Origin of the sequence: Sphingobacterium sp. B16(2022) (genome assembly GCF_012030425.1) — a bacterium.
Taxonomy (GTDB): domain Bacteria; phylum Bacteroidota; class Bacteroidia; order Sphingobacteriales; family Sphingobacteriaceae; genus Sphingobacterium; species Sphingobacterium anhuiense.
In genome coordinates, this window is sequence record NZ_JAAUVN010000001.1 from 102,090 (window position 1) to 119,243 (window position 17,154).

Annotated in this window: 16 protein-coding genes; 11 read left to right on the top strand and 5 right to left on the bottom strand. The window is 34.4% G+C overall.

All coding sequences use genetic code 11. The features are described 5' to 3' along the window. Nucleotides 1-18: 18 nt before the first annotated feature. Entirely contained in the window at nt 19-477 is a 459-nt protein-coding gene (locus HCX49_RS00425) for a MaoC family dehydratase (RefSeq protein WP_168125839.1), read from the bottom strand. 226 nt (nt 478-703) lie between these two features. Between HCX49_RS00425 and HCX49_RS00430 the strand changes: the two genes are divergently transcribed. After that, nucleotides 704-1,225 (top strand): TlpA family protein disulfide reductase, encoded by a 522-nt coding sequence (locus HCX49_RS00430; RefSeq protein ID WP_132772941.1) that lies wholly within the window; start codon nt 704-706, stop codon nt 1,223-1,225. Between the two features lie 45 nt (nt 1,226-1,270). Here the strand turns inward: HCX49_RS00430 and HCX49_RS00435 are convergent, their stop codons facing one another. Together HCX49_RS00435 and HCX49_RS00440 are read right to left on the bottom strand one after the other, a co-directional pair. Beyond that, on the bottom strand, nt 1,271-2,020 hold the full coding sequence (locus tag HCX49_RS00435; RefSeq protein WP_132772940.1) for an isocitrate lyase/phosphoenolpyruvate mutase family protein: 750 nt from the start codon (nt 2,018-2,020) through the stop codon (nt 1,271-1,273). Between the two features lie 71 nt (nt 2,021-2,091). After that, the gene (locus HCX49_RS00440; RefSeq protein WP_165905976.1) at nt 2,092-3,009 is read right to left on the bottom strand and encodes a DUF4377 domain-containing protein; all 918 of its coding nucleotides are present in this window, start codon (nt 3,007-3,009) and stop codon (nt 2,092-2,094) included. Nucleotides 3,010-3,067: 58 nt separating this feature from the next. Between HCX49_RS00440 and HCX49_RS00445 the strand changes: the two genes are divergently transcribed. From HCX49_RS00445 to HCX49_RS00460, 4 genes are all read left to right on the top strand, one after another. Beyond that, entirely contained in the window at nt 3,068-3,949 is an 882-nt protein-coding gene (locus HCX49_RS00445) for a hypothetical protein (protein ID WP_168125840.1), read from the top strand. A gap of 4 nt (nt 3,950-3,953) precedes the next feature. Further along, nucleotides 3,954-4,793: an alpha/beta hydrolase gene (locus HCX49_RS00450; protein WP_132772936.1), complete on the top strand. Its 840-nt coding sequence runs from the start codon at nt 3,954-3,956 to the stop codon at nt 4,791-4,793. 135 nt (nt 4,794-4,928) lie between these two features. Further along, on the top strand, nt 4,929-7,259 hold the full coding sequence (locus HCX49_RS00455; RefSeq protein WP_168125841.1) for a TonB-dependent receptor domain-containing protein: 2,331 nt from the start codon (nt 4,929-4,931) through the stop codon (nt 7,257-7,259). A gap of 111 nt (nt 7,260-7,370) precedes the next feature. Further along, nucleotides 7,371-8,192 carry a DUF4249 domain-containing protein gene (locus HCX49_RS00460; protein ID WP_021188452.1) on the top strand — a complete coding sequence of 274 codons (822 nt, stop codon included), beginning with the start codon at nt 7,371-7,373 and terminating at the stop codon, nt 8,190-8,192. Here HCX49_RS00460 and HCX49_RS00465 read toward each other — a convergent pair. Next, on the bottom strand, nt 8,171-8,779 hold the full coding sequence (locus HCX49_RS00465; RefSeq protein ID WP_168125842.1) for a polysaccharide deacetylase family protein: 609 nt from the start codon (nt 8,777-8,779) through the stop codon (nt 8,171-8,173). The two genes, HCX49_RS00460 and HCX49_RS00465, sit on opposite strands and share 22 nt — an antisense overlap. A gap of 45 nt (nt 8,780-8,824) precedes the next feature. Here HCX49_RS00465 and HCX49_RS00470 point away from each other — a divergent pair, with 45 nt between their 5' ends. The 5 genes from HCX49_RS00470 (at nt 8,825) to HCX49_RS00490 (ending at nt 13,880) form a co-directional block, all read left to right on the top strand. Next, a complete protein-coding gene (locus HCX49_RS00470) occupies nt 8,825-10,195 on the top strand; it encodes a TolC family protein (RefSeq protein ID WP_021188451.1) in 1,371 nt (456 codons plus the stop codon). Between the two features lie 20 nt (nt 10,196-10,215). Then, entirely contained in the window at nt 10,216-11,517 is a 1,302-nt protein-coding gene (locus HCX49_RS00475) for an efflux RND transporter periplasmic adaptor subunit (RefSeq protein WP_168125843.1), read from the top strand. A gap of 90 nt (nt 11,518-11,607) precedes the next feature. Then, a complete protein-coding gene (locus HCX49_RS00480; protein ID WP_168125844.1) occupies nt 11,608-12,552 on the top strand; it encodes a ComEA family DNA-binding protein in 945 nt (314 codons plus the stop codon). A gap of 2 nt (nt 12,553-12,554) precedes the next feature. Continuing rightward, nucleotides 12,555-13,085: an adenine phosphoribosyltransferase gene (locus HCX49_RS00485; protein ID WP_168125845.1), complete on the top strand. Its 531-nt coding sequence runs from the start codon at nt 12,555-12,557 to the stop codon at nt 13,083-13,085. A 30-nt stretch (nt 13,086-13,115) separates the two neighbouring features. Beyond that, the gene (locus tag HCX49_RS00490; RefSeq protein ID WP_168125846.1) at nt 13,116-13,880 is read left to right on the top strand and encodes a TerC family protein; all 765 of its coding nucleotides are present in this window, start codon (nt 13,116-13,118) and stop codon (nt 13,878-13,880) included. Nucleotides 13,881-13,946: 66 nt separating this feature from the next. On the opposite strand, the gene HCX49_RS00495 is transcribed toward HCX49_RS00490, so the two are convergent. Beyond that, nucleotides 13,947-15,359, bottom strand: coding sequence for an alkaline phosphatase (locus HCX49_RS00495; RefSeq protein WP_168125847.1), 1,413 nt, complete (start codon nt 15,357-15,359; stop codon nt 13,947-13,949). 221 nt (nt 15,360-15,580) lie between these two features. Here HCX49_RS00495 and HCX49_RS00500 point away from each other — a divergent pair, with 221 nt between their 5' ends. Then, complete coding sequence (locus HCX49_RS00500; protein WP_168125848.1) at nt 15,581-17,101, top strand: OmpA family protein; 1,521 nt, start codon at nt 15,581-15,583, stop codon at nt 17,099-17,101. The last annotated feature ends 53 nt before the right edge of the window (nt 17,102-17,154 follow it).

Here is a 17,154-nt window from a genome sequence, read left to right on the forward strand (position 1 = left end):
GGATGCTTTGTATATTTACTACATGAAGTGATAAAGGAATATAACATCACCTACATATGCAGGTTTAGCATTATCTTTAATCAATAATGTAGCTTCGATAATAACTTTTATAACACCCCTTAAATTGTTCACAGATTTTACTTTTGCTTGCAACTGAACTTCGCTATCAACTAAAACAGCTTGACCAAATTTTAGATTTTCAATACCGTAATTAATCTCCATTTTTACATTTCTAACCTCAGCAATCTGCTTCCAAAGGTAAGGAATGAGTGAAAGCGTTAAGTATCCATGAGCAATAGTAGATTTGAAAGGTCCAACGGATTCCGCTTTTTCTTTATCGACATGAATCCATTGATGGTCTAGAGTAGCATCAGCAAAACTGTTGATCTGTTGCTGATCAATTTTGTGCCATTCTGATAATCCCAAAAGCTTTCCTTCATAGGATTTATAATCTTCGTAATTGTTTATTGTAAGCATATTTGTTTGATATGTTAGTTGTAAGCTGATTATTTTTGATCATGTATCAGTTTGTTTAAATGAATATAGCGATTATATATTAAAATAAGATTAACATTTTAAGGAATATAGCAAAGGGTTATCTTTTGTTTTATTAATCTTTTGATTGTGAGGGTAGTATTTAGTTAGGCCTATCATAAAAGTTGATAAAAAATTCTATTTTTGAGATTGGACTACAGGTGATGTTATGCGAGTTTGTAAAAAAAATATAGGATGGTTAATTTCGGTGATCGGATTATTCTGTTTCTCCTTTATTGTTTCCATCAATATAAAAGATTATTCAGCAAGATTGCAGCAAGATTATGATGTTTTATTTGAAAATAGTGATGGTGAAGATATCAATTTAAGCAATCTGAAAGGCAAGGTTGTTGTGATCAACTATTGGGCAAAATGGTGTATACCCTGTTTAGCTGAGATGCCGGGACTGAATCAACTTTATCTCGACATGAGGGAAAATAGCAATATCATTTTCATGGCAGTAGATATGGACGGCAATGCAGTTAAAGGAGGAAATTTTATGAAAAAAAGAAAGTATAGTATTCCAGTATACCGAATTAAAACAGAGCTACCATTGGATCTGCAAACGAAATCTATACCGACAACAATTATTCTGGATAGAAAAGGGGTACTGGTAAATAAACATGGGGGGGGAATGAACTTTAAGTCAACTAAATTTAAAGAAGCACTACAGCAGTTGAGTGAGGAGTAAAATTATAAAAGCCATTTTACTAAGATAAATGGCTTTTATAAAATATCATTTAGGAAGTTTTGGATTGGCCAAAAAATCATGAAATAGTTTCGTGTTTTGAGCGACTAAATATTCGTAAATTTTTGCACCATGGCTCAGTCTTTTCACACCTAGTTCTGCTAATACAGCGGGTTTTGCGAGTTTATCCGTTAGAAATAAATTAAGCGGTAAACGTGTTGAATTAACAATTTTTTCAATATCTGTTTTACTTTCTGCTAGTGGTACAAATAAACCATCGGCACCTGCCTCTTCATAAATTTTAGCTCTTTTAATGGTTTCTTCGAGCGCATTTTCATGCTTAGTGGTAAAGGTATCAATTCTAGCATTGATAAATATATTTTTAGTGCTCGATTTAATGGCTTCAATTTTTTCTGTTAAAATACCTGTTTTACCGAGCTTGCGTCCAGACTTAACTACCTTTCCGTCCTCCAAATTGATTCCTACAACTCCCATTTCAGAAAGCTGTGTTACATATTTGGCAACTTCAAATGGGTTGTCTGAATAACCAGATTCAAAATCGACAGAAACAGGTATTTTTACGGATTTCACTATTCTTTCGACGACAAATAATAACTCATTCACAGGTATTTGCTCTCCATCGGCATAGCCAAGTGAATTAGCAATTGCATGACTGGAGGTACCTAAGGCCTGAAATCCGGCAGAGGCCGCTATTTTAGCACTGTGTGCATCCCAGACATTTCCTAAAATCAGCAAGTTACTCTGCTGATGCAGTTTTGTGAATTTTGTATATGACATAATTTCGATCTTTTTATTGTAAAACACATCATCCTACATATTTGTTTTTGTAAAGAGCATATATTGAAGACTTATTTTTCTGTCAGGCCGAAAATAGCAACGTGTTTATTTTTAATATACAGATTAAACGTCTGCTCCGCTATATCGTAATGAAGTTCCCTATTTTCAAGGACTTGATATAAGTCAGATTCAATATTATCACCCATACATGCCCGCATTGTGGTTCCTATATTTGGAAATTCAATCGTATTACTAGTTATGATAAATGGTCCAAAGAAATTATTACAGCTCGAGTTTCCTGATATCCGGCCCTTATCAGCATCAAAAAGTAGGTGAGCATTATATTTAGCTACATCTTTTCCATTTAAACTAATCAATTTCCACTTATGTCTTGATAAGAATACTGCTGCTGTTGGTAAAGATCTTTTGTTTTTACTTGCTGTTTTCGTCACAATTTTTACAAGATTATACTGATAAGCTGAAGCATCTTGTGGCGGATTTTCGATTTTGGTACGCTTCACTATTAATTTATAAATATAACCTTCTTCGTAATCAAATCCGTTTATATGACTGTGAAAATATTCCCAATCATCTTTGGGAGTAGACCTCACCTGTAGGCACTTCATTTGCCCTACACCCTGGCAGTCTACCCATTTATCATTGATTTCTAAGATTATTTTCTCCGAGTTTACCTGAGATTTTTGTACTGTATTCAGGAGAGTATAACGATAACTAGGCTTATTAGGAACTGAATTTGCTACTTTTGTTCTTCTAATTCGCAGTTCATAACTATAATTGGGATCGTAGGAGAAAGATTCTATTTTAGCATAAAAAGGTTCCCAATCTGCACTATTATAATATTTTACCTGCAATGCCTGCTCTTTCTGGATACCGCTTTTCATTTTAATTGTAAAATCATTTGTTTGCGCCAAAGATGTTAAACTAAATGCTGTAAGATGTAAAAATATTAGAGATGAAAATTTGATCATATGCTTCATTTGTAAATAGAAAACGTTGTTTGATTAAAAAATATTGTATTTTTAACGCATGAACCTATTAAACAAAGTTATTGTTTTTTCCTTTTTGTTTTTACAATTTCATATCGCATTTACCCAAACCAGCCAACAGCTCTTTAAATCGCAGGTGGCCTTAGGTGAGATTTCTGATAGGAAATTAAATGAATTGTCCGGAATTATCAATGCGAAACAATCATCCTGTTTTTGGGTGCACAATGATAGTGGAGATAAGGCTCGGGTTTATTTGATCGATAAGAAATGTAGTTTGTTATGTACATATGAACTAGAATCCATTGTTGTGAAGGACTGTGAAGATATAGCGCGCGTAATCATCAATGGAAATTCATTTTTAATTTTAGCAGATATTGGAGATAATAATTCGAAACGTGAAAATATTAAACTTCACATATTTCCTGAGCCAACATATCAGCATGGTGATACGCTAATTCATATTCCGAAGAAAGTAATCCGTACCGTTACGTTGCGATATAAGAATGGTCCTCGGGATGCAGAAGCTTTATTTGTTGATCCCGTAGATCATCAGCTTTATGTTATTTCGAAAAGAGATTTTCAATCAACAGTTTATAAGGCTACAATATTTAATAATGTGAAAAAGAATTTCAGCCTATTGACACCTGTTCAAACATTGCCATTTACTTTTACAACTTCCGCAAATATCAGTCCCACAGGTAGTGCGATAATAATTAAGAACTTAACGCAAATATTTTATTGGACTAGAAATAGGAACGAGTCGATTGAACAGGCTCTGTCTAGGAAACCCACATTAATTCCTTATCAGATTGAACCACAGGGGGAAGCTATTACTTTTGGATTAAACGGAGAAGGATTTTATACCATCAGTGAACGTCCGTTTGGACTTAAATCATCACTTTATTTTTTTGAAAAACTATAATACAATGAACATGAAACTCAAATATTGGTTAGTGGCACTATTTTTTTTATTTCTCATTAAAGGTCATGCCGCTACTGTAGATACATTAACAATCAATAGTAAAAGTATGCTTAAAGGGATAAAGGCTGTTGTAATTCTACCTGAAAAATACGATAAGAAAAATCAATATCCCGTGCTTTATCTACTTCATGGTTTTGGTGGACGTTATGATAATTGGGTAAATAATGTTCCTGCTGTAAAAAAGCTTGTTGATAACTATCAATACATAGTTGTCTGTCCTGATGGAGGATTTGATAGCTGGTATTGGGACGTAAAAGGTGATCAAAATTATCAGTATGATACTTTTGTTAGTCAAGAACTAATAACACATATTGATGCTAATTATTCAACAAAGAAAGATCGATCGGCACGAGCAATAACAGGATTGAGCATGGGAGGACATGGAGCCATGACATTAGCGCTTAATCATCAGGATATATACGGTGCCGCCGGAAGTACCTCTGGTGGATTGGATATTCGTCCTTTTCCTATGAATTGGAATATCAAAAGTAGAATCGGAACCTATACGGCTCATCCTGTTGAATGGGAGAATAAATCAGTTATCAATCAGGTGCATTTGCTTGAACCCAACAAATTGGATTTGATCATAGATTGTGGGAAGGAAGATTTTTTCTATAAAGTAAATGTAGCAATTCATGATAAATTAGATTATAACAATATTCCACATACATTTATTACCCGGTCAGGTGCCCATAACTGGGATTATTGGTCTAAATCAATCATTTATCAGATGGCATTTTTCAATGAGTTCTTTATAAAAAAAGATACTTTTGTAAAAAATTAATAAATAATTGGCTATTATGAATAAATGATTTATTTTTGTTTTCCAAAATCTTTATTAATTAATTATAAACTTATGACACAAAGCCTTGCTAACCACAAGGCTTTTTTTATCTTTGGTAAACACTAAATCAAAATAATGTTACGATCTCTTAGACCTATCTTTTTTGTCTTGTTCTTTTTATTTTTTTCTCAAATTTTTGCTCAGGGCAAATTCCAATATTCTGGATACATTAAAAACGCAGCTAATGGTGAAACTCTAATTGGAGCAGTAATTCGGGATTTGAATTCTAGTCAGATTGCAAGAACAAATAATTATGGATTCTATTCCATTCAGTTGCCTGCCGGAAATCAATCTATTGCTGTATCTTATGTTGGATTTGATGAGCAAGTTTTCAATGTTGTGATTGATCGAGATAGTGTACTCAATGTTGATATGACCCCTGGAGGAAGAAAGCTTGACGAAGTTGTGGTGTCAGGAAGACGGAAGATCGGTAATGTATCTGGTGTGCAAACCGGTTTGGTTAAATTAGAAATAAAAGATATTAAAAATATTCCCGTTGTTTTTGGAGAGCAAGACGTTTTAAAAACAATTCAATTGCTACCAGGTGTGACAAGTGGAGGAGAAGGCAGTAGTTCTTTTTATGTGCGTGGTGGTGGGGGTGATCAGAATTTAATATTACTAGATGAAGCAGCGGTATATAATGCGTCACATTTATTTGGTTTTTTCTCTACATTTAATTCTGATGCGATTAAAGATGTGAATTTTTATAAAGGTGGTATGCCGGCACATTTTGGAGGTAAGGTTTCCTCGGTTATGGACATCAGTATGATTGATGGAAATAACAAGGAGTTTGGTGTAGAAGGAGGTGTGGGCTTAATCGCATCTAGACTTAAAGTGGAAGGACCTATAGTAAAAGACAAAGGGTCTTTTATGATTAGTGGACGTCGAACTTATGCCGATTTATTTCTTAAATTATCGAAGGATGAAGATGTAAACAAAAGCAAATTGTTTTTCTATGACCTGAATGCTAAAGTAAATTATCGTTTTGATAATAAGAATTCCTTGTTTCTATCTGGTTATTTTGGAAAAGATGCCATGGCCTATAGTGATTTGTTTGATTTTAATTGGGGTAATGCGACTGGTACGATACGCTGGAATCACGTTTGGACTAATAAGCTCTTTAGTAACACAACATTTATCTACAGCGATTTTAATTACAACGTGAATATTGAAAATAATTCAAACTTCAAAATCACTTCAAAGATTGAAAATTTGAATTTTAAACAAGATTTTCAATATTATCCTAATAATGATCATCAGATCCGGTTTGGAGTTCAAGCATCTGTTCAGACAATTCGTCCTGCCAGTCTTTTTGGGGGAGAGGGATCCGCAGTAAACACAATTGAGATCGAACCAAGAAAAGGGTTGGAGACGGCTGTTTACGTGTCAGATGAATGGTCTATATCAGATAAATTTAAAGCATTGTACGGTGTACGCGTTAATAACTATAGTATGTTAGGGCCAGGTACCATCTATAGTTTTGATGCTGATGGAAATGCCACAGAGAAAACTATTTATGAGAAAAATCAGATAATTCAAAATTATCTCACTGTAGAACCAAGATTGTCATTAAATTATATGTTCAATGACAATCAAAGTATAAAGGCATCCTTAAATCGTAATTCTCAAAACTTGCATCAGCTGACGAATACGACATCAAGCCTTCCAACAGATCAATTTGTTTTAAGTTCCAATAACATCAAACCACAGTTAGCAAATCAAGTATCACTAGGCTATTTTCAGAATTTTGAAAATGCAAAATATGAAGCTTCGGTAGAAGCCTATTACAAAGATCTGCAAAACCAGATTGATTTTAAGAATGGTGCTGACTTACAGGCAAACGAAATGTTGGATGGAGAATTATTATTCGGTAAAGGAAGAGCTTATGGCGTAGAATGGTTTTTGAAAAAAAATAAAGGAAAATTAACAGGATGGTTGAGCTATACGCTATCGAAAAGTGAGCGTCAATTTGATCAGATTAATAATGGAGCATGGTTCAATGCCAGACAAGATAAAACTCATAATGTCGCTTTAGTAGCGATGTATAAGCTGACAGATAAATGGACTTTGGGCTCTACATTTGTTTACTACACAGGTGATGCGGTTACTTTTCCTTCTGGAAAATATCAAGTAGACGGTAAAACCTTGTTTTATTATACAGATCGCAATAGTTATCGGATGCCTAATTATCACCGTCTTGATGTATCTGCAACTTACGATCCAGGTGCCAAGCTCAATAAAAGGTATTCCTCATCGTGGTCTTTTGGGCTGTATAATGCATACAACAGAAAAAACGCGTACTTAATTGATTTTAGAGAGAATGAGGATAATGCTAATATTACCGAGGCTTACCGTATCGCTTTATTCGGTATAATTCCTTCTGTGACCTGGAATTTTAAATTTTAATGATTTTAAAAGTAAGGTACCGATAGGTATTCAAGAAGTTAAATCATCAAATCAAGCATTAGCGTGATGATCTATAAAAACTGATTATTAATGAATAAATAAATTATTGTGATGAATATAAAAACTGTTTTTAATTGTATCGTGTTGGTAACGGCCGTATTTTTAAGTTCATGTGAAGATAAAATAGATTTAGAGTTGGATGCTGTAGTCGGTAAATATGTTATTGTCGGAGATCTGCATAATGCAAATGTGTCTCAAACAATCTCCATTAACCGTGTTGTCGACTTTTCGAATACATCACCCAACGATCCGGTGTTAGGCGCTTATGTGCAAGTGACAAATATGAGTAGTGGCCGTTCTTATCAATTTGCTGATAGGAATAATGGTAGCTATGTTATTGATAGAATGACTTTCAAAGAAGGTGATCGATATGCCTTATCAGTTACAATGTCTGATGGAAGCCATTTTGAGTCAACCTGTATCATGCCTAAATATGTAGCAGTAGATTCCATCGGTTTAGTTCGTAAAAAAAGATTTAATGATGAATATATATATGCTTCATTTGGTTTTAATGATCCAGCTAATCAAGAAAACTATTACAAGTATAAGTTGAAATTGAATGATGAGGAATTTAAATTTAGCGATGTATTTAGTGATAAATTTAATGATGGATTATTTGTTGAGCATGAAATAAGTAATGAAGATGAAGACATAAAAGTTGGAGACGAAATTCAAGTTTTGAGACAATGTATCGCCAAGGATGTATACACATACTGGTCCAATGTTAAAGGGTTAAATCCAGGTTCTGCAGCTCCCTCTAATCCGATATCTAATATATCTAATGGTGCACTTGGATATTTTAGTGTTAGTAGTGCGCAATACTATGAACTAAAAGTACTTGAAAAAGCAAATCATAACACTTCGAATCGGTAGTTTTTCTCTAATAAATAAGCTATAGTTTTAGGAAGTGCATATTCTACACGAGGTATTGCTTTTATATTGTCATGAAAAACGATAATTGATCCATTTTCGGTATTTCTGATTGCATTTTTTAAACACTGGTCAGGGGAAAGTGAAAGGTCAAAATCACCGGTTAGAACATCCCACATAATAATTTCATATGCAGAATAGAGTTCTTTTAATTGAGATTTTTTAGCTCTTCCATATGGAGGGCGAAATAGCTTACTTTTGGTAAGCTCTTGACACTGTCGGATGTTTTCGAGATACTTAGCATCGTCAGTTTTCCAGCCTTTTAAATGATTGTAAGTATGATTTCCGACTTGATGGCCTTCAGACAAAATTCTTTCGAATAAATGTGGATTTTTTTTAATATTTTCACCTACGCAAAAAAAAGTCGCTTTGATGTTGTACTGTTTTAAAGTATCTAAAACAAATGGAGTTAATTCCGGAATAGGACCATCATCAAAAGTGAGGTAAATTTTGTTTTCTTTCCTTGATTTATTCCAGATTGATTTTGGATATAATAATTTAAGAAAGAAAGGTGCTTTAACGAGATACATACATTTTTATTTTAGCAAAAATATTAAAACTATTAGGTTCTTACTATGGACGATAGAAAAAATTATAAGAAAATGGCTTTTATGACCATCATGTTTTCCTTGATGGGGTATGCGGGGTTTGGACAAGGACAAATAACCGTAGAGGAAGCTATTCGAATTACTTTAGAAAGAAATCTGCAGGTCAAGCAGGCTAGTTTAAATAAAGATTTAGCGGCGCAGGACGTCTATCAGGCAAAATCCAATTTATATCCCGATTTGAGCATAGGTGTAAATCAGCGATTTAATAATGGATTTGCATTTGACCAAGTATCGGGTACTGTGATCACAGGAAATGAATGGACGAGGACATCTAGCGCTTCTGTGAGTTCTAATGTAACCATTTTTCAAGGTTTTCAGAAGATCAACCAAATCAAAGCTAATAAATTACTATTAGAGTCGTCCGCTACGCAAATTGAAAAGATAAAATATGATTTGATGTTATCTGTATTGGTTAATTATTTGGAAGCAATCACAAACAGTGAATTGACGATTGCGAGCCAGCAGCAGATTCTTTTATCCAAAGAGCAGGTGAAAAATGATTCCATCCAATTTCAAGTAGGTAATAAAACTTTGGCAGATCTTTCTCAATCTAAAAATCAAGTTGCCACGGATGAGCTTAATTTGGTAAATGCTAGAAATGCCTATGAATCTTCTTTATTGACATTGAAACAATTGATGGAGATGTCTCCACAAGCAGAGTTGAAATTGGTTAAACCAGAAGTAGAAGCGGTGGACTATGTGCTAGGTCAATATTCGGCAGTTAATGTCTTTGAAAAAGCTAAAAGTTTCAATCCAGAGGTAAAGAAGGCTCAATTAGATAAGGAAGTAGCATTAAAACAAATTGATATTGCGAAAGGAGGCTATTATCCTTCTCTTTCATTAGGAGTGAGTTATGGTACCAATTATTCTTCCAAAGGAAGAAATTTAATTACCGGAGATTATCTTCCTTTTGGTGACCAGTTTAATCAAAATAAATCATTTGGGGCAGGACTGACTTTGTCGGTACCAATTTTTGACAATAATAAAAACCGAATAAATGTATCAAAAGCTAAGATTAATCTAGAATTGGCAGAAACCAATCAACAGCTTTTAGAAACAAATTTAAATAAAACCGTTAATCAGGCTGTTTTAGACCTTTCTGCCGCAGCACAGCGTTATCAATCTAGTTTAGCTGCTTTTAGTAGTGCGACAGATGCATTTCAAGTGATCAAAGAACGCTATGATATAGGTATGGCGAATGGTATTGAACTGTTTACCGCACAAACAAATAGAAATAAAGCAGAATTTGATTTAATCCAAGCAAAGTATAATATGATCTTTAAAGATAAAATAATTGATTATTATGTTGGAAATCCAATTAAATTTGATATTAAATAACCCCTTAATGAAAATCTGAAATGGCTAAAAAGAAAAATAAATTACCAAAAATCATATTAATAAGTGCAGTTGTTCTATTAATATTGGTTTTAGTTGGCAGCAAATTGGGATGGTTCGGAAAAGGGGATATCGTTAAAGTTGCTGTAGATCCTGTAAAGGAAATGAATATCAATGAGCTGGTTTCTGCAAGTGGTAAAATTCAACCAGAATTTGAAGTTAAGTTGAGCTCTGAGGTATCTGGCGAAGTTGTGGAACTGAATATTAAAGAAGGTGATTTAGTGAAAAAGGGACAAGTTCTCTGTCGTATAAAACCTGATATTTTGCAATCAGGTTATGAAAGATCTATTGCGACTTTGAATTCTCAGAAAGCAAATCTCGCAGCTGCACAACAACAATTAAAACAGCAACAAGCTAATTTTAGTAATGTTGAAGCAACTTACAAGAGAAATCTTGAACTGTTTAATAAAAGAGTGATCTCAGCAGCTGAAATGGACAAAAGCTCGGCAGAATATTACTCAACTTTAGCAGCTATTGAAGCACAAAGACAGACTGTATTATCTACGAAATTTGGTATAGACCAATCTCAGGCAACTGTCAAAGAAGCAAAAGATAATTTAGATCGTACAACAATTTATTCGCCAAGTGACGGTGTCGTGTCATTATTATCTATTGAGTTAGGCGAGCGTGTGGTTGGAACGGCACAGATGGCGGGTACAGAAATCATGCGTATAGCTAATATGGACGCTATGGAAGTGAATGTGGATGTGAATGAAAATGATATTAATCGCGTCCGTGTAGGAAACGAAGCAGAGATTGAAGTTGATGCTTATCAAGATCGTAAATTTAAAGGTATTGTTACTGAGATTGCTTCTTCATCTAAAAATATTGCTACAGTGACTGCTGGTTCATCAACCGAGCAGGTTACAAACTTTAATGTCAAAGTGCGTATACAATTGAGCTCTTATGAGGATTTAATTAAGGAGAATAGTGCCTCTCCTTTTAAACCAGGTCTATCTGCAACAGTACAGATCTTTACTAAACATCAGAAGGGGTTGGCTATTCCAATACAATCTGTTACCATCAGAAATGGTACGGGAGCAGATAGTTTAAGCACAGACAGTTTGAAAGAATATGTATTTGTCTTTAACAATGGATTGGTTAAACAAACCGTTGTGAAAACAGGCATTCAGGACGATAAAAATATTATAATTTTATCGGGTCTGAAAAAAGGTGATGAGGTTGTCTCAAGGCCATTTGATGCTATTTCTAAAACTTTAAAGAACGATAGTAAAGTAGAAAAAGTAGATAAAAATAGTTTATAACGTATTTTGATGTAGTATTTATCTGGTTTTCAGATTATTTAGTTTTGTTTTATTTAAATTTTATGTATTTTAAATGAAAACTAAATTATTGTGCTACGTCAGTTTTTTAAATACTTCAAGTTCTCAAGAACTGAACAGAATGGATTCTTTGTACTGAGTATATTGATGCTATTCCTGTTCAGTTTTCCTTTTATAGCCAATTTTTTTAGTAAACCCGACTTAAATTTAGAAAATTACAATATTCAGGCTTTTACATCTGTTGAAAATGATACAACAGATGTTGGTCAATCGAATGAATATCGGTCTTTAGGGGATCATAAAGATAAAGATCCTTATGATAAAGGGGGTGAAGGTAGTTTATTTCGATTTGATCCCAATCGTTTGGATAAAGCAGGCTGGATAAAACTGGGATTGAAAGAGAAACAGGTTCAGGTCATACTCAATTATAGAAAAAAAGGAGGCCGATTTTATAAAAAGGAAGATTTAGCTAAGATCTATTCTATCTCTCCGGCTACATTTAAGCAATTGGAAAATTATATTGAAATTGCACCAACGACAGTTAAAAATCAGGTTCAAAATAGAGGAAAAGATAGTTTAGCTCAGTTTAAAAATGATTCTGAGAATAAATTAAAAACTCGAGAGATCGACATAAACAATGCGGATACTACTGCTTTCATAGCGCTAAAAGGTATCGGTTCAACTTTTGCCAAAAGGATTGTGAAATATAGAGAGTCTCTGGGTGGCTTTGTATCTGTTGATCAGATTAAAGAGATTTATGGGCTGCCTGTTGAAACATTTGATGCCATACTTCCTTTTCTAAAGATTAGTCCTCATCATGCAGTTTCAAAATTAACAATTAACGAGTTGGATGTAAAGTCATTGTCTAAACATCCTTATATTAGTTTTAAGCAAAGTACTGCAATCGTCAATTACAGAAATCAACATGGTCATTTTCGTAATTTGGAAGATTTAAAAAAGGTCATCTTATTAGATGATGATTTTTTGCGTAAACTTGCTCCGTATTTAATCTTTTAAAGATGCTTGAAGAAAAATTAAAACATATCATTCGGGATGTATATGATTTCCCTAAACCTGGAATTGTTTTTAAGGATATTACACCGCTATTGCAAAATGCACAGCTGTGTGAAGAGATGGTCGACGCTTTTGTAGAACAGGTAAAGGATTGTAAACTTGATGCTGTTGCTGGTATTGAGAGCAGAGGTTTTCTGTTTGGAATGATGTTGGCCAATCGTTTGAAGATTCCTTTTGTTCCCATCCGTAAGCAGGGGAAATTACCCTTTCATACAATTTCAGAGTCTTATGCTCTTGAGTATGGACAGGCGACTATAGAAATCCATGAAGATGCCTTTCCAAAAGGAAGTAGAATTCTCATCCATGATGACTTGCTGGCTACAGGTGGCACTGTAGTGGCTGCAAGTAAATTGATTGAAAAATTAGGTGGTGAAATCGCTGGATATTGTTTTGTCATCAGCCTAGATTTTTTAAATAGCCAGGGAAGATTAACCCGGTTTAGTCCCCATGTTTTTTCATTAGCACATTATAAATAATTTAATTTATAAAAACCCTCAACATATTTTATGGAATGGATCTCAGACCCACAGATTTGGATTTCACTACTGACATTGACAGTACTGGAAGTCGTGCTTGGAATAGATAATATTGTTTTTATCTCTATTCTTAGCGGTAAACTCCCTGCCGAACAGCAAAAAAAGGCCCGTCAGTTAGGTTTGATGTTGGCATTAGTAACTCGTGTGCTTCTGTTATTTTCAATTAAATGGATCATGTCTTTGACAGAACCATTTATTAATCTTGCAACTACTTTTGGTATTGACAATCCGGATTGGTCTCGTTATCTGGAATTATCAGGTAGGGATCTAATTCTATTTATTGGAGGTCTATTTTTAATTTATAAAAGTACGACCGAGATACATCATAAAATGGACGGGCACACTGAAGAACATAAAGTCAATAAAAAGGGTGTAACTTTTTTAAGTACAATTTTTCAGATATTAATCTTAGATATTGTTTTTTCATTAGACTCTGTGATCACTGCGGTTGGTATGGTTGATCAAATAGGTGTGATGGTTGCGGCAGTAATTATTGCTGTTGTTATTATGTTACTATCCTCCGAGCAGATCAGTAAGTTTGTCAATAATTATCCTTCCGTGAAAATGCTAGCTTTGTCTTTCCTTCTTTTGATCGGGGTGTCGCTGACAGCAGAAGCATTTGATCAGCATATTCCAAAAGGATATATTTATTTTGCAATGGCTTTCTCTGTTTTAGTCGAATTTTTAAATATTAAAAGCGAGAAAAAACAGATGCATAAACAGCATGATAAATAGATGAAGATTTAAAATAAAAAAAGCGGGGGTTATCATTTTGATAACCCCCGCTTTTTTTATTGCTTATTATAAGCTTAATGCCGCCGCTTGTGCGATTTTTTTAGGAATATCGGTGTTTTCCATTTTGTGAGTAAACAGTTCAGAGCCAGCTCCGATTGCATAAACAGGAACGTAACCTGCAGAGTGATTGCCAGAAGCCCATGATATATTTGCGACTTCGTTTAATGTTTTGACAGCTTCAGCTACTAGTTTTTCATCATTGGCATACAGGCTTTTTTCTGTTGCGTTTACATGTTTGATAAAACTATTCTCATATGCCTGGAACATAGCTTTTTCTTGACGTTCATTGACTTTAATTTTTGTCCATAAACCAAGATTTTCTGCTAGTATATTTTTGATTTGCTCCCAAGTTGTCTTAGGTTGTTCTATACGTATTTTAGTAATTATTTTAGAAAGTTCTCCCTGAGAAACTTTTTGGTTTACGAGGGCTTTGAAGTTTAAATTGCTACTTCCATTTCCTAAGGTCATACCGCCTGTTTCATGGTCGGCAGTAATAATGATTAATGTTTCTTCCGGATGTTTTAAGTAAAAATCATAAGCAACCTGTACGGAGTTATTGAAATCGACTACTTCATGCAGTGTAGTTGCCGCATCATTGCTGTGGCTGGACCAATCAATCTTTCCTCCCTCGACCATTAAGAAAAAACCTTTATCATTATTTTTTGTCAGTGACTCAATTGCTACTTCCGTAATTTCTTTAAGATTGAGATCTCCATCTTTTTGATCGATTGCAAATTTTAAGGATTCAGGATCAGTATCTTTATTGTTAATCAAGATCATCTTATCTGCTTTTGATTTCAATCGATGATAATCCGATTTTCCAAAAGCTAATGTATAACCTGATTTCTCAAATAATGTGAAAATTGGCGTTACAGATTCTTTGGCAGCATTCGTATTAGGCTTTAAAAAGCCAGATCCTCCAAAAAAATCAAAGTTTGATTTAGGAATATCTGTTGCTATTTCATAATATTTATTTCTGCTTGTTTGATGTGCATAGAATGAAGCAGGAGTAGCATGATCAATGCTGACACTAGTTGTGATGCCGACTTTTAGCCCCTTTTCTTTAGCCGCATAAGCGATGCTTTTTAAAGGTTTTGTTTGTGTTGAGTCCATTCCAATAACACCATTTTTAGTTTTTGATCCTACAGCAAGTGCTGTTCCACCAGCAGCAGAATCGGTAATGCCATTGGATAGGGAGTATGTAGAAGCAAAAGTAGCGACAGGAAAAAGCGAAAATACTAAAGGTTTCAAACCGATTCTATTTTCAAGGTCTGCCAAATAGACTTCTGTAGAATTGACCTGATTGAGTCCCATACCATCACCGATCATATAGAATATATATTTAGGTTTATTTTGAGCAAATAAAATAGATAGTGATGCTAAATAGAAAAATGTCGTTGCGAGTGTACGTTTGATCATGTTTAATAATAGTTGATGTTGGTATTTATAGTCTTAATATCATATTAATGGGCTAATATAGCAAACCCATATTTGTTTAATGTTAAGTTTTAAAATTCAGCATTATATATTGTGTTAAAACAATTCTTGGTATGTAATTGTTACAACAAGGTGAAATTGCAGCATAGCACTTGATCGTGAAGTGTAACTTAAAGTAACGGATAAACTAAAATTTGAACATTATGGAAATTAACCTTTTAAATTCTGCTAAAGAATTTTTTAATGATGAAGTCTTATCTAAGCTCGGTAATTCCGTAGGGGAAGATAAAGAAAAAGTGAAATCAGCTATTGGAGCAATTGTTCCTACTGTTTTCTTAGGGTTGCAAAAAGAGTCAGGAAGTGGCTTAGCTGCAATTTTAGAGAAAGCTAAACAATATTATGGAGATTTTAATTTTGGTGACTTTTTAAAAACCAATACTGAAACAGGACGTATCAATGGATTGGTAGATGCAGAGCCTATTGAACCTCATCACAATGATCTTTTACAATCTATCTTTGGAGACAAGTTTAATTCAATTATTTCAAGCTTAGGCAGCCTTGTTGGAGGCAATGAATCCACTGTTGAAAAGTTATTAAGTGTTTCATTACCTGCTGTATTCTCGGGTTTAACACAAAATGGAACAAATTGGGATGTAAGTGCAATCGGTCGATTATTAAATGAAAATAAGGATAATTTTACAGCCGCATTGCCTTCAGGATTAGGACTAGCGGCATTTGGAACTTCTTTTGCTCAGGCGGATCAAATTAGATCCTCTTCTACTGATAGTGAATTACACGATAGCAGTATTACAGATAAGCCTGTAGAAGCAATATTGGTATCAGTGCCAGTTACTAAAGAGGAACTTCAAGTTACTCACCCAGAAGAGGTCACAAATGAATCTGTTTCCAAAGAGGAAGAGTTGACTGTTGTAACACCACCTATTGTTCCATCGAAACCTGTAAATCATGATAATCCAGTCACTGCAGCACCTCCGGTTGTGCCTCCTATTGATCATGTTCCTATTATTCCACCTCCGCCTTCCGGTCCCATTGTTGATCCATTACATACAGAAACCCCGTCTTCTGGCGGTGGAGGAATTTGGAAAATTTTAATACCCATCGTAATTATTGCTGTTCTTTGGTTCTTATTCGGGAAAGGCTGTAAAGGTGATAAAGATCAGGTAGTTGTTACCGATAGCATGAATACAACAGCTGTAGACACAAGTTTGACTGTTGTTGCTGTTACTCCGGTCGTTCGCGAAAGTTTAGAGGTGATTTTGCCGGATAGTGTAAAGTTAAAAGCCTATAAAGGTGGTATTGAAGATCAGTTGGTGCAGTTTCTAAAAACAGACTACAAAGCGCTAAGCGAGGATGAACTGAAAGATAAGTGGTTTAATTTTGATAATTTAAATTTTGAAACAGGTACGGCTAAAGTGCTTCCTGAAAGTCAAGTTCAATTAGAAAACATAGCGGCAATTCTAAAAGCTTTCCCTGCAGCAACTGTAAAGATTGGCGGGTATACAGATAAAACTGGAAATGAGGATTTTAATAAGAAATTATCTACAGATCGCGCTGAGGTAGTTAAAGTATATTTGATTGGAAAAGGACCTAGTAGTCAGGTTATTGGCGCTGAAGGTTATGGTTCTGAGTTTGCAAAAGCAGCAGCTGATGCACCTGAAGCGGAACGCGTATTGGATCGTATCGTTGCTATAAGCGTACGATAGGTCCAATTGGAACAGAAAAAGGAGGTGAACGAAGTTCATCTCCTTTTTTTTAT